General features: G+C 69.9%; 13 protein-coding genes. 4 read left to right on the top strand and 9 right to left on the bottom strand.

What is annotated here, in order from left to right; genetic code table 11:
* Nucleotides 1-191 precede the first annotated feature (191 nt).
* The gene (locus M8H82_RS10445) at nt 192-2,567 is read left to right on the top strand and encodes a SpoIIE family protein phosphatase (protein ID WP_374211647.1); all 2,376 of its coding nucleotides are present in this window, start codon (nt 192-194) and stop codon (nt 2,565-2,567) included.
* Nucleotides 2,568-2,599: 32 nt separating this feature from the next.
* Here the strand turns inward: M8H82_RS10445 and M8H82_RS10440 are convergent, their stop codons facing one another.
* From M8H82_RS10440 to M8H82_RS10405, 8 genes are all read right to left on the bottom strand, one after another.
* Nucleotides 2,600-3,079, bottom strand: a complete 480-nt coding sequence (locus M8H82_RS10440) for an ATP-binding protein (RefSeq protein WP_250072433.1) — start codon at nt 3,077-3,079, stop codon at nt 2,600-2,602.
* Between the two features lie 218 nt (nt 3,080-3,297).
* The gene (locus tag M8H82_RS10435; protein WP_250072431.1) at nt 3,298-4,494 is read right to left on the bottom strand and encodes an MAB_1171c family putative transporter; all 1,197 of its coding nucleotides are present in this window, start codon (nt 4,492-4,494) and stop codon (nt 3,298-3,300) included.
* Nucleotides 4,491-5,087: an ImmA/IrrE family metallo-endopeptidase gene (locus tag M8H82_RS10430; RefSeq protein ID WP_250072429.1), complete on the bottom strand. Its 597-nt coding sequence runs from the start codon at nt 5,085-5,087 to the stop codon at nt 4,491-4,493. Before M8H82_RS10430 ends, M8H82_RS10435 begins: the two co-directional genes overlap by 4 nt.
* Before the next feature lie 11 nt (nt 5,088-5,098).
* Nucleotides 5,099-5,695 carry a hypothetical protein gene (locus M8H82_RS10425; protein WP_250072427.1) on the bottom strand — a complete coding sequence of 199 codons (597 nt, stop codon included), beginning with the start codon at nt 5,693-5,695 and terminating at the stop codon, nt 5,099-5,101.
* 174 nt (nt 5,696-5,869) lie between these two features.
* A complete protein-coding gene (locus tag M8H82_RS10420) occupies nt 5,870-7,264 on the bottom strand; it encodes an NAD(P)/FAD-dependent oxidoreductase (protein ID WP_250072424.1) in 1,395 nt (464 codons plus the stop codon).
* A complete protein-coding gene (locus M8H82_RS10415) occupies nt 7,257-8,420 on the bottom strand; it encodes an MAB_1171c family putative transporter (RefSeq protein WP_250072422.1) in 1,164 nt (387 codons plus the stop codon). Before M8H82_RS10415 ends, M8H82_RS10420 begins: the two co-directional genes overlap by 8 nt.
* A 169-nt stretch (nt 8,421-8,589) precedes the next feature.
* On the bottom strand, nt 8,590-9,198 hold the full coding sequence (locus M8H82_RS10410) for a toxin (protein ID WP_250072420.1): 609 nt from the start codon (nt 9,196-9,198) through the stop codon (nt 8,590-8,592).
* The gene (locus M8H82_RS10405) at nt 9,195-9,806 is read right to left on the bottom strand and encodes a hypothetical protein (protein WP_250072418.1); all 612 of its coding nucleotides are present in this window, start codon (nt 9,804-9,806) and stop codon (nt 9,195-9,197) included. Before M8H82_RS10405 ends, M8H82_RS10410 begins: the two co-directional genes overlap by 4 nt.
* Nucleotides 9,807-10,406: 600 nt before the next feature.
* On the opposite strand from M8H82_RS10405, the gene M8H82_RS10400 reads away from it, so the two are divergent.
* Nucleotides 10,407-10,778: a hypothetical protein gene (locus tag M8H82_RS10400; protein ID WP_250072416.1), complete on the top strand. Its 372-nt coding sequence runs from the start codon at nt 10,407-10,409 to the stop codon at nt 10,776-10,778.
* A gap of 109 nt (nt 10,779-10,887) precedes the next feature.
* On the opposite strand, the gene M8H82_RS10395 is transcribed toward M8H82_RS10400, so the two are convergent.
* On the bottom strand, nt 10,888-11,460 hold the full coding sequence (locus M8H82_RS10395; RefSeq protein WP_250072414.1) for a transcriptional regulator: 573 nt from the start codon (nt 11,458-11,460) through the stop codon (nt 10,888-10,890).
* 310 nt (nt 11,461-11,770) lie between these two features.
* Here M8H82_RS10395 and M8H82_RS10390 point away from each other — a divergent pair, with 310 nt between their 5' ends.
* Together M8H82_RS10390 and M8H82_RS10385 are read left to right on the top strand one after the other, a co-directional pair.
* Nucleotides 11,771-12,271: a hypothetical protein gene (locus M8H82_RS10390; RefSeq protein ID WP_250072412.1), complete on the top strand. Its 501-nt coding sequence runs from the start codon at nt 11,771-11,773 to the stop codon at nt 12,269-12,271.
* A gap of 267 nt (nt 12,272-12,538) precedes the next feature.
* Nucleotides 12,539-13,300: a hypothetical protein gene (locus tag M8H82_RS10385; RefSeq protein WP_250072410.1), complete on the top strand. Its 762-nt coding sequence runs from the start codon at nt 12,539-12,541 to the stop codon at nt 13,298-13,300.
* The last annotated feature ends 15 nt before the right edge of the window (nt 13,301-13,315 follow it).

Raw genomic sequence — 13,315 nt, 5'->3', positions numbered from 1 at the left:
CAGCGTCTGCCGTTCCGCGCCCCAGGGCGCTTCAGCCGAGGAGCCTTCACACCGTGAGCAAGTCCGAGCATCCGGGCGAACCGGATCAGGGCGGTGCGCCGGAGCTTGAATCCGCAACTCCCGGCGCGTCATCGTCGCTGTCGGTGCCTTCCGCCGACTCCTTGTCGGTGCCCTCCGCCGACTCCTTGTCGGTGCCTTACGCCGACGCGGCGCTCGCGGATCCCGCGGACGTCCCCGCCGCCTCACCGGTGGGCAGACTGGCAGCGACCGTGGAGCGGCTCAGCCGTGAGGTACGGGCCGCCCAGGCGGAAGCCGAGGGACGCGCCCTGATCGAACTCGCCAAGGGCATCCTGGTCGAACGGCTGACGTGCGGGCCGGCCCAGGCCGCCCGGCAGCTCGCCGAACTGGCCGACCAGGCCCAGGTCACCCCCCTCGAACTCGCGGTCGACATCATCAACCAGGCGGCCCGGGACCGTATGTCCGAGGTGACGGACGCCTTCCTCGCCGCCACCCGGGCCGCGGAGGAGGCCAAGGCCGAATCGGCCGCCGTACGCCTGCGCGCGGCGGAGAGCGGCGCGCTGGCCGCGGACGACACCCAGGCCGTCGCCGAAGCCCTGCTGGAGCAGGCGCTGCGGCCGCTCGGCGCGGTGGCCGTGGCCGTGTGGGCCGCGGGTTCCGACGGCTCGCTCACCCTGGCGGGCAGCGCCGGGTTCTCCCCGGCCGAGGCCGCCCGCTGGCGGTACGTCCCTCCGGACGTGGCGACGGTGGCGCGGCGCGGCCTCAGCGAGCGCACGGGGCAGTGGTTCACGTCCCTCGCGGAGACCGGGCTGCCCAGCATCGGCCTGCACCATCATCCGCACGGAGGCCGGGTCGCCCTGCCCGCCGGCACCGGAGGGCGCATCCACGGCGTACTGGAGATCGCCTGGCCGACGCCCCTGGGGCCGCAGCCGCCGCAGATCGTCCGTCAGGTGGAGGCCCTGGCGGAGCTGTGCGGTCACACGTTGGAGACCTACACGCTGCTGCACGGTCCCGCCCAGGAGCCGCGCGTCCTGCCGGACGCCGCGGAGCTGATGGACCTGGCCGACGGGCTGCACGATCCCGCGCTGGTCCTGGTGCCCCATCTGGACGACGCCGGAAACCTGGTGGACTTCCGCATCCAGCACGTCAACAACCGCTTCCTGGACCCGGCCGGCCGGGCGCGTGCGGTAGTGAGCGGCGCGCTGCTGCTGGAGGCGTACCCGATGGCCGCGGGGGACAGCGAGCTGTTCCAGCGCATCGAGCGTGTGTACGCCACCGGTGAACCCTTCCGGGCCCGCCGGATGAACCTCACCGCCCTCGTCGACCAGGTCTCCCTCTCCACGGTCGCTGACATCAGCATCAGCCGGCACGGCACCACCGTCCTGCTCATCTGGCGCATCGAGGACGAGACGGCGCGACTGGCCAGCCTGCTCCAGCACGCCCAGCGCCTCGGCCGCATCGGCGGCTTCGAGGAGAACGTGCTGACCGGTGAGATCACCTGGAACGGGCAGCTGTTCGACCTCTACGGTCGCCCGCAGTCGAGCACCCCGGTGCCCCTGGAGAACCTGCCGGCCCACGCGCATCCGGATGACGGCGTCGCCATCCGCCGCTTCCTGCGCACGCTGTTGCACCACCGGCGTCCGGCCGCCGCGGCCTTCCGGCTCCAGCGACCGGACGGGGTGACCCGCCACATCCGGATCGTCGCCGAGCCGGTGCTCGACACCGACGACCGGCTGCTCCTCGTCCGGGGCGCCTGCCAGGACATCTCCGCCCAGCACTGGACCGAGGTGGCGCTCGCCGCCACCCGCGACCAGCTGGCGCACACCGAACAGCAGGCCACCGAACGCAACCGGCTCACCCTGCAGCTGCAGCACGCCATCATGCCTCCCGAGCAGACACCGCTGGAGGTCCCCGGCCTCCAGGTGGCCGTCCGCTACCGGCCCGCGGAGACCGAGCAGCTGGTGGGCGGCGACTGGTACGACACCGTCGAGCTGCCCACCGGCCAGGTGCTGCTGTGCGTGGGCGATGTGGCCGGCCACGGCATAGAGGCCGCGACCAGCATGGTCGTCCTGCGCAACGCCCTGCGCGGCCTGGCGGTCACCGGCGCCGGGCCGGGCCAGCTGCTGTCATGGCTCAACATCGTGGCGCACCACCTGACGGGCGCCGTCACCGCGACGGCGGTGTGCGGTCTGTACGACCCGGCCCTGCGGACGCTCCGCTGGGCCCGGGCGGGCCACCTGCCGCCGGTGCTCGTCCAGGGCCGTGAGGCAGCTGCCCTGCCCCTGGTCAAGGGGATGCTGCTCGGAGCACTGCCGGAGGTCGGGTACGAGGAGGGCGAGATCCAACTGGCTGCGGGCGACACCCTGCTGATGTACACGGACGGCCTGATCGAACGCCGCGACCGGTCCGTGGAGGAGTCCCTGGTCCATCTGCTGACCACTGCCCGCACGGCGCCCAGCACACTCGACCAGCAGCTGGACCGCCTGCTGACCTACAGCAACTCCGACACCGACGACGACACGTGCATCGTGGGCATCCGGCTCGGGTGACGGGAAGCCCTGGACTTCGGGCCGGGGGCACGTCACGGAGCAGTGCTGCCGGCGATGTGCCCGCCGGGGTCGTCGGCCAGCGCGATCAGGGCCGTGACGCGCTTGCCGACCGGCTCACGGCGGACCTCGTAGCCCTGGCTGACGGCGAGGGTGATCTCCAGGCCGTGCCGACCCACCCGGCGCGGATCGGTGGCGGCGACGTCCGGCAGGACCGGGTCGCTGTCCCACACCGATACCCGTACCGCACCGCCGACGATCCGCAGATCGAGCATGACCGGCCCCGGCGCGTACTTCACCGCGTTGGTGACCAGTTCGCTGACCACGAGCTGCGTCATGCCCAGCGCCCGCTCGGACACCGGCACCCCGTGCACCGCTTCGACCTCGCCGAGAAAGCCGGTGGCCAGGCGTCGCGCGGCGCCGATGCAGGAGGAATCGCCGTCGAAGGCTGCTGAAGCCCACAGCGGTTCCCTCTCCCCCGTCTTCTGTCCCTGATTTCCTGCGGTCTGGCCCATGCACCCCGTCCCCGTCTCACATGATCATCACGCAAAATGCACGCTGCGCCGAGGCAGCATCGCACGGCTACCTCTCGGCTGCCCCGGCACAGGGCTCCTCAGCCCCATCCGACAAAAGAGATTTACACCATGCTGCGGCGTACGTGTACGTGAGCGTTGCCTCAAGCGCGCATGCCGATGTCGGCCGGGCAGCGGCACTGGGGCGGTCCGGGCATCCTTCAGAGCTGTGCGGTCGCAGCCTCGGGGTGGGTCGTCAGGCGCCGGTGGAGGGCTTCGACTCTGCGCGGTCGGATCATCCTGCGGGAGATCGGTGCGAGATGGTCGGCGACTTCCGCCGCGATCTGTGCGGGCTGCCCTTCAGCGCGGCGGACCTGCTGTCGACCGTAGGCGTCGAGTGCTGCGCGGAGGGCGACTGCTCCGGCGAGGCTGCGAGCGGTCCTGCCGCCGTGCTGGTCGAGGGATGCTTGGTAGGCGCGCTGGTACAGGGTGTCGTCGTAGTACGGGGCGAGGCGCAGGAGTCCGTCGTAGAGGTGCTGCTGGCGCTGCATGAGGCGCAGGTCCAGGGGTGCGAAGCGGCCTACGTTGGCTCTGGCGGCGGAGGGTGCCACGCGCCGGATGGCCCGGGCCAACGGCAGGAGACTCCAGTAGAGGATCTGTTCGCGTACCCATTTCTGGAGGAACGGTCCGGCCACGGGGAGGATGAATCCGGCGGCGACCAGGGTGCCTCCCAGGAGTGCGAAGGGGGGCGCGACCTTGGTGTTGAGGGCGTCCCAGTCCGCTCCGGTCCAGCGGGCTGCGATGGCGCAGGCTTTGGCTGCCACGAACGCGATGCCCATGGCGTAGCCGCTTTGCAGGCAGACCAGGCCCGCCTTCAGCCAGCGTCCGTGGACGTGGGAGATCCATGTCCAGATCAGCCACGCCGATACGACGGTCGAGGTCAGGTAGCCGACCAGGTAGAGGACGATGTGTTCGCGCATCCAGGGTGTGGTGGCGTAGTAGGTGTCGAGGTCGTAGATCCTTTCGTGGGGCACGTCGGCCATCAGGAACGTGATCCACAGGGCGGCGATGACGCTTGCGTAGATGGCCCAGGTCCAGGCAATCCTGCGATGGCGGCGTGGTGAGGGCTTCTCCCGCCAGGTGATGATCATGGTGAGGCAGGCGCCGCAGAACGCGTTGATGAGGGAGTACGTCCAGGGTGCCGCGATGTTCGGTACGCCGGTCACGGTGTTGATGCGGTGGATGTTCGCCGGTGTCACCGAGACGAACACGGCCGCGGCGAACAGCAGGACGAACCAGGTGGCCCGGGTGTGGGGGTCTTTCCACGAGCGCAGGATCGCCGGGGACTTGAGGGCGAGTCCGGCGATCAGCAGGGCGGTGGGCGGCAGATACAGCAGGTGGGGGTCGGTGAGATTCACAGGCCGCGCCCGTGGTGGCTGGTCATCGACAGATTGATGCGGCCTTCGACGGTCGATTCGCTCACGGGGTCCAGCGCGTGCGGGCCCGTCATCCAGGAGCGGACCGCTCGGCCGAAGAGCAGCCCGAAGGTCTCTGCTGCCTCCTCGCTCTCGTCGTGGGACCGGGCGCGGGCGGCGATCTGCAGGAGTGCGTCGCGGGGCACGTGGTGCTCGGCGAGGATGCGTGCCATGGCGTGTTGCAGGTCGGGAGCGGGCTGGTCCGCGCCGTGGCTGCGGGCGGCGGGCGGAACGCGGCCGGTGAGGTGCTGGCCGCAGTCGCCCTTCTCCTCGTGCCACAGTTCGTGTCCCAGGATGACCAGTTGGGCGGTGGGCAGGGCGCGTTCCTCGATCACGATAACGGAATGGTCCCCGCAGTCCAGCCGGGCGCCCGAGATCTCCAGGTCTGCGGGAAAGACGCTGAAGAGCAGCCGGATGGGACGGCTGCGGCGCTCGCTCATGGCAGCGCAGAAGGCGTGCATCAGCGGGCGCGGTTCAGCGGGCCGGGTGATCCGCTGCGCTGCCGCCGCGCCGAGCTGTGCGAGTAGAGCCTTCATCTCCTTGGCACTCACTGCTTGTCACCTGTCGGGGGGTTGAGGGATTCGATGATCTTGGTGATGAACTGCTCGAACTGGTCGGCTGCCATGGTTCCGTGCAGCCGCAGGTCGGTGTAAAGCACACCGTGCTTTCTCATGACGTCTTCGATCGTGGCCGGGCGCCGGGGTTCGGTGAGCTCGGCCTCAAGGACGCGGTTGAGGACCTGCGCCGGCGGCGCTGTGAAGGATTCCGCGCCGTCCTCGGCTCCGAGGATGGCGGCCAGCCGGGGCAGATGGGAGGGATGCGGTGTCCTCTTCCCGTTGAGGAAGCCGCGGGCGCGTCGGCGGGAGATGCCCAGTTGGTCGTGGACCTGGGACACGAGGTCGGGCAACGTCTGGCCGGTGTCCTCGAGGTGCGTCCGTGTGAAGGCCTTCAGCCGGTCGCTGACCCGGTGGCCGGCCCGGTGCGGCTCCGGGGTTTCTCCCCGGAGGAGGGCTTCGACCGTTGCTCGCGGCAAGGCGGTCCTCCTCGCCAGGGCGGAGGGGTCCAGCGGGTCCGAACTGCCGAGAGACTGTTCCTCGATGCGCCGGTGCAGGCGCTCAAGCGTCTCGTGCAGTTCGGGCTCCACAGGTGCTCCTGGGATCGAGGGTGAGGATGGGGAGTCTGAGTTGTTGATGTCGAACGGTACGTCGCCAACTCGTGTGCCGTAACGCACTCTTTGCGCCGTCCCTCTCCGTTCGGCATGCTGCGGCGCCGGCGGGAGAGGTCCGTCGACGTGGCGTACGGCGGGCACGTGTGCCTTTCAGGAGGTGGCGGTCTTGCGTTCGGCTTCGCTCAGCGGCGGGCCCTGCAGTCGCGGCTTCTTCGGGCCGAAGAGCATCGGGATGAGCATGTCGGGTGAGAAAAGCCGGGCTGCGGGCCTTTCCAGGCTCATCACGTCCAGCAGGGCTTCCAGGGCGCGGGGGTTGGCGGCGCCGGTCTCGACGGCACGGTCCACGAAGCGGGCCAGGAACCGCTCCGCGGCGTTGGGCGGGGTGTCGGTGGCGCCGGGATAGAAGGCGTCCTGTCCCACGGCCAGGTCCCAGGCGGCGCCGACGGGACGGGCTGCGGCTCGCTGCATGCGGCGGGCGGTGCCCGCGGCAGTCAGTGGCGTGGTGCGCGCGAGGTCGCGGACGGCGAGGGCACATTGGGCGGCGACGGTGAGGCCGTGGCCGTAGACCGGGTTGAAACTGGCGACGGCGTCGCCCAGGACGAGGAGTCCTTCGGGCCAGTGCTTGGCCTTTTCGTAGTAGCGGCGGTGGTTGGCGGTGGAGCGGGTGGTGTCGACGCCGCCGAGCGGTTCGGCGTTCTTGAGGAGTTCGCCGATGACGGGGTCGGCGAGACCGAGGGCGAAGTCGAGGAAGGCGTCGGGATCGCTGGTGGGCTCGCCGCCGCGGGTGCCGGAGAGCGTGACGATCCACTGGCCGTCCTCGATGGGCAGGATGATGCCGCCCTGGCCGGGTGCCTTGGCGGGATTGGCCTGGACGTTGATGAGCGGGAAACCGTGGTCGGCGGCGCTGTGGGGGGCGCGGAAGAGGCGGGTTGCGTAGGCGACACCGGCATCGACGGTGCGTTCGGCGACGCGGGCCACTCCCAGGCCGGCGAGCCACTGGGACGTGTGGGAACCGCGGCCGGAGGCGTCGATGACCAGGTCCGCGCCGATCGTCGATATCTCGCCGCCGCTGTCGACGCGGACTCCGGTGACGCGGTGGGCGTTGCCCTGCAGTTCCAGTGCGGTGGTGTTCTGGAGCACGGTGAGGCGCTCGTCGACGAGTACGCGCTCGCGCAGGACGGCGTCCAGAAGGTTGCGGGAGCAGACCAGGTTGCGGTGGTGGGTTGCCTGGAAGCGGCGGAACCAGACCTCGTTGGGGGCCCGGGAGACCATGTCGCCCATGATGTGGACGAGACGCCCGCCGCGGCTGACGACCTCGTCGACCACGCCGGGCAGCAGGTCGTCCAAGGCCTTCACCCCGCCGCTCCATACGAGGTGCGCGTGCCGGGCCTGCGGGACGCCGCGGCGGGATGTGGGGCCGTCCGGCAGGTGGTCGCGCTCGACGATGGTGACCTCGGCGGAACCGGCCAGCGCGGCGGCGGCCAATAAGCCGGTCGCACTGGCTCCGACGATGATGGCGGTCGGGCGGCGTGCTGGGTCAGACATGTCCGGTGTCACTTTCTCTGCAGGCCGCTCGCTGCCAGATGGCCTCGACGGTGCGGGGTCGATGGAGGGCGTGGGCGATCGCGTCGAGGTCGTCGAGGCCGGTGCGGGAGCGGACGGCGGGCGCACCGCTGCCGGGGCGGCGGCCCGGTGAGGGCGGGGCGGTCGAGGCGGCAAGGGCAGCACGGATGGCGACGGCTCCCGCGATGCCGCGGGCGTGTTCCACGCGGTGGCCGGCGCTGCGGGCCTCTTCATAGGCCCGCTGGTGCAGGCCGGTGTCGAGGAAGGGGGTCAGCCGCAGCAGTGCGTCGTGGATGCGCTGTTGGCGTTGCAGGACGCGCAGGTCGAGCGGGGCGAATCTGCCGACGCGGGCACGTGTGGCGGGCGGGGCGACGGGTTGCAGCGCCCGCGCGAGCGGTCGCAGCCGCCGGTAGGTGCGTTGGTCACGGATCCACTTCTGCAGGAACGGGCCGCCCTGGGGGAGGATGAAGCCGATACCTACGAGGCTGGCGTCGAGGATCGCGAAGGGCGGCGCCACCTTGGTGGAGAGCCAGTCCAGGTTCCCTCCGGTCCAGCGCGCGCCGACGGCTGTCAGCTTGGCGACGTCGAAGAGGAGGCCGAAGGCGTAGCCGGCCTGGAGGAAGACCAGTCCGGCTTTGAGCCAGCCGCCGCTCACCTTCGGGATCCACTTCCAGATCATGTACGCGGCGACCAGCGCGGACACCATGTGCGCGCCCAGGTAGAGAAGGATGTGCTCGCGCATCCAGGGCTGCCTGGCGTAGTAGGTGTCCAGGTCGTAGATGCGCTCGGTGGGGGCGTCGCCGAGGAAGAACGTGACCCAGAGCGCGCCGATGATGCCGAGGTAGATCAGCCAGATGCGGCATATCCGGTCGCTGCGCCGTGAGGACGGTTCGTCCCGCCAAGTGATGACCATGGTCAGGCAGGAGGCGCAGAAGGCTGTCAGGAGCGAGTACACCCAGGGTGCGGCGATATTCGGCACCCCGGCCATCGTGTTGATCCGGTGGATGCTGGCCGGTACCGCGGACACGAACACCGCGGAGGCCAGCAGCAGGAACAGGGTGGTCGCCCGGACGTCCGGATCCTTCCAGGCTCGGATGAAGGTGGGCGTTTTGAGGCCCAGTGCCAGAATCAGGAGCACGATCGGCAGGGTGTACGGAATATGGAAGCCGGCCGCGCTCATCGGCGTAACTCAGCCTGGTGAGCCGTGACGTTCGCCGGGGCGGCGTGGCGCTGCCACAGGCGTTCGCGGGCCGGCAGCGCGTGAGCTTGCGCGGAGCCGCGGGACGACGCGGTGGAGGAAGGAGGCGTCACAGGATGCGGCCCCTGCGGTTGAGCAGGGACAGGTTGATGCGTCCCTCGACGGTCGCGGCGTTGACGGGTCCTTCCGCGTAGCGTCCCTTCATCCAGGGGCGCACCTCGCGGCCGAAGAGTAGACCGAAGGTCTCGGCGTCCACTTCGTGTTCGGAGGCGGAGTCTGATCGGGCGGCCACCGTGAGTATGGCTTCGCGGGGCACTTCGTGCTCGTGGAGAATCTGCTCCACGGCTTCGCGGACGGCGTCGGGTGCCTGGGCGGCGCTCAGCGTACGGGTCGCCGCCTGCAGCCCGGGGATGTGATGGCCGCGGTCGTCTTCCTCTTCGTGCCACAGTTCGTGGCCGAGGATCACCAGTTGGGCCTCAGGGGCAGTACAGGCTTCCACGACGATGATGGAGCGGTCCCCTAAGTCAAGGCGTATGCCCGACACCGCGATGTCGGGGGGAAAGGCACGGAACTCGAGCGTGATGCTGCGGCCCTTCCGCACGCTCATGGCCCGGCAGAACTCCTGCATGACGTCTCTGGGTTCGGCCGGCCGCTGCAGTGAGGTCGATGCCTCTTCACCGAGCGCGGCCAGGAGTAACTTCATCGCTTTGGTGCTCATCGCTGGGGATCCTCCTCCTCAGGCGCCACCGACCGCAGGACTCCTTCGAGGATCCGCTCCAGCTGAACGCGCGAGACGGAGCCGTGAGCCCGCAGGTCCGCGCCCTTTACTCCGTACCGGTCCAGCAGGGCCGCCACGGGGTCCTGCTCCGGGTGCTCCAGTCGCTGCAGCGCGGGCAGCAGTACGCGGTTGAGTGCTTCGTCAGCGGGCGCCGTGAAGAACGACTCGCCACCCTCGACGTCGAAGAACTGCACCAGGCGGTGCAGATGCGTGACGTTGGGGATCTTTTTGCCGTCGCAGACCGAGCGCGCCCATACGTCGGAGATCTCCAGTCGGGCGGCGACGGCGGTGGCGAGATCGGACATGCGCTTGCCGCTGCGGGCGAGATAGGCGTCGCTGAGCGCCTTGATGCGTGCGCAGACGCGCTCGTTGACGGTGTCCGCCGGTGGCGCGGCCCCCTTGAGCAGGCTGCGGACGGTGCTCTGGGGCAACGCCGTCCGGGCGGCCAGCGTCTGCGGATCGAGGATGTCCGATCGATTCAAGCCCCGCTCGCCGATCAGGTCGTCCAGGCGCTGAAGCGTCTTATGCAGTGGGGTGTGTTGCTCCAACGATGACTCCCTGGAAAGCCGGTGGCGGCTCGCTTGACGCTACGCGGCAGCGTACGCGCTGCTTCCCAGCGTGTTCAACGATCGTTTATTCGCCACAAGCGATCGTTATCTTCCCGGCGTTCCACCCGGACGGGGGCAGACCCGGCACCCGCTCCCTGCGCGGCGAAAGCACCCGAACCGGACCCGCACTAAACGATCGTTTGCCAGCTTAAAACTATCGTTGACAGCCGGGTTATGCCTGGAGCACTATCGGCGAACAACGGCAGCCCGATGGGGGACACGATCGCTGCCCGTGATGACCCCTGCCTCGTCACGCAACTGTCCGGGAGACTCGCCGATGCATGCTCAGCACAGACCAGCGGTAACGCCGCACTCGCTGCCGCCTGCGCTGGAACCGGCTCCCGCTGGTGGGGTCACGCGGTGCCCGTACCGGTCTGCATCCGTCACCGGTGCGCCCGCTGCACATGCCCTGCGCCCGGGCCGCACTGCCGCCGTTGCCGCATGGCCCCGCGCGGGTCACTTCCTCCCGGGGGCGCCCTGAAGCGAGGCCACCAACTGCCGCTCCGATGCCGAGCGCACATTCTCACCAAGGGAGACGAAGTGACCATGCAGTCGGCAAGAACCCCCGCCGACACCGAAGCAGATCTCCGCCAGCTCCATCAAGTGATCACAGACCTGCTGACCGTCTGCGCTTCCGTTGCCGCCGAGCACGCACCGAACGGGACCTGGACGCCCGCCGCCTCCGGCACGGCCGCATTCACCGAGGCCGCTTCGGTCATCGAAACCCTCTCCCGGAGCCTCAACCAGACCCGCCGCGACCTCCGCAAGATCAGCACCCGCGCCCGCCGGAGCGTCTACCCAAGCCCTCCGCCCTCCATCCCCGCACCCCGCAACGCCGCCACCCGAAGTACCGCCCCGGCGGAAGAAGCGGCTACCACCGATCCGGCAGACGGGGACGCGGAACGCCCATGACGAAGGCGGTCGCTCTGGGCATACCAGGAGACCGTGGTCGCCCGACCCGTTCCCTCAACCCGTCCGTACGGCACGTCGGTCGGTCCGACAGTTCGCCGGTCGCCGCCAGTCAGTCCGCGGGCAGGCCGAACCAGCGCAGGAGTACGGGGCGGGCGTCGTCGGGGGCGTCCTCGGGTCCGCGGGAATAGCGCGCGAGCAGGGCCAGATAGTCGTCATGGAAGGCGGCCAGCTCCCCCTTCGTGAGGTGACTGAGGCTGCGCGAACCGCGCATCCAGCCTTCGGACTCCGCTTGTCCAGCGGTGAACTGCCGGGCGAGTTCGACGTCCTCCTCCATCCTCATCCGGTCCAGCTCGGCCGACATGGCCCGCTCCGCCTCCGTCATCTCACTCTGCGGCGGTCTGCGGATGTCGAGGCCCCGTACCCCGCGCCACCAGCGCTCACGCCCGGTGGAGCGCTCGGGGATGTCTTCGATGAGGCCGCTGCGCTCCAACATGCGCAGGTGATAGCTGAGCGTCCCGGTGTTCTCGCCGAGGGCGGCGGCCAGCGTGGTCGAGGTGGCAGGGCCCGCCGAGCCGAGATGGCGCAGGATGCGCAGGCGCAGGGGATGCGAGAGGGCCTTGAGCACCTCAGGGCTGTCGACGGTGCGCCGCTCTGCGGCTTCGGCTCTCCGCTCCTTCGTCATGGCGGCAGTCTAACCGACCGCAGCCATTTCTCTGCAGACCTTCCTCTGCAGAGAAACCTCTGCAATGCTGTGACGCATGACGCCGAACCGAGTGACCTTGAAGCGCACCGCCCATCGCCTCACATGTGCTGCCGCGGGAGCACTGCTTGCCGGACTGTCCCTGGGCGCCGCACCTGCTCAGGGAGCTGAAGGAACAGCGCCTCTGCCCGAGTTCGACTTCTCCGCCTGCCCGACCGTCGACGAGCTGCCCGCGGATGCGGACCCCGGGACCTGGCGTTGCGAAGTCATGCACGCCACGGGGCATCTACGCATGGGCGCCGTCGACGAGCCGCTCACCGAACCTATGAAGATCGCCTTCGCGGAAGGCCGCGTGGACGGTGAATTCCGCCAGGTCTTCGGGGAGATGGCCGCGGCACCCGTCCGGGTAGGACGCACCCCGCTCACCCTGACTCCGCAGTACGGCGGCTATTCGGACTTCCTGTCCGACGACACCCGGCGCGGCGAATTCGACATCAAGTTCGCCATAGGCGCGGCACGCGTCCTGCCGGCCCTGCCGTCGTCGGGCTGCTCGGTGGGCAGCAATGAGGACGCAGTCCACCTCGTACTCAAGGACACCGCGCCCACCCGGGTGCTGTCCAAGGACCCCCTCATCGTCGCCTTCAGTGCCCAGGACACCGAGTTCGCCGCCCCCGGCACCAGTGGCTGCGGCCGCCTGAACCGCGCAATCGACCGCGTCCTGGACCTGCCGTCCGCGGCGGGGTCGAACGCCTTCGACATGGATGTCACGGTAGCCATCCGGCCCTATGCGTAGGCCGGTTCGGCCGAGCACGGGCAAGTCTTCCTCCCCGAAGCGACCCGCCCGCATGGCAGTCGGGCCCGCTTGAGGTATCGGCGCAGTGACACTCTTACCGGCGGACGCGCAGGAAGAATCATGAGCGCCGTGGCATTGATCCTCTCCGCCAGCAAGCGGAGCACGTGTACGACCCGTCCGGACCGTGGTCCGTTGCCGCCGGCCGGTGGCCGGGGGCGACTTGGGGGCGGTGCCGCAGCGGCCGGCCGGGCGAGAGGGCGTGGCTGAGTGTTCCGCCTTTCCCTGCGTTCCTGGTTGATCCTGGCCGTGCTGGTCGTGGGTCTGCTGGTATTGACGTACTCCGCCACCATGTCCGGCCGGCCCGCATCCGCGGAACGGCCCGCTCCTGCCGAGCCGTTGCGGGACAGCCCGCTCCCCGGCGGCGGCACGGCCCAACTCTCCAACTGCGGGGTGAACGACTGGCCCCGCCCGGCGCCGCTGGGCAAGGGTGAGCGGAGCAAGGATCCCCAGCTGGTGCTCACCAGCTGGGGCGCCTACGATCCGGGCGCGAAGTCGCCGGGCAAACGCCGCTTCACCGTCAATGCGGCCATCCGCACGGGCGATCGGCCACTGGTGCTCGATGCGCCGCTGGCCAAGGGCCGGGTGACGGTCGATCTCTACGGACCGCACGGTGAGGGCAGCCGTGCCTCCGCCCGCGGGCTCACCGCGACGGTCGTGGACGGTGGTTACCCGGGCAAGCCCCTCGACATCCCGGCGTCCGGCAGTTTCCGCGTCGATCCCGGCAAGGAGCTGCTCCTGGAGGTGGAGCTGCCTGCCGCGGCCGTGTGCCCGGGCCACGACCTGTTCAGCATCAACAAGTGCTCACCTGAGCACACCAACGACGTCGCGGACTGCCCGGTACTGACTCTCACCCTCGCCGACGCGGCGATCCGGACGTACCGCGCCGAGGCGGCGGGGGGCGGTACTTCCGGCTCCTTCAGCGACCGGCTCGTCGCGGTCTTCCATGAACCGCTCATCACCGAGGTGTGAGGTCGCCTTCCAGGC

The sequence above is a fragment of the Streptomyces sp. YS415 genome (assembly GCF_023544665.1).
GTDB lineage: Bacteria > Actinomycetota > Actinomycetes > Streptomycetales > Streptomycetaceae > Streptomyces.
Note: the sequence above shows the minus strand (reverse complement) of the source record. Positions and strands in the feature narration are given on the sequence as shown.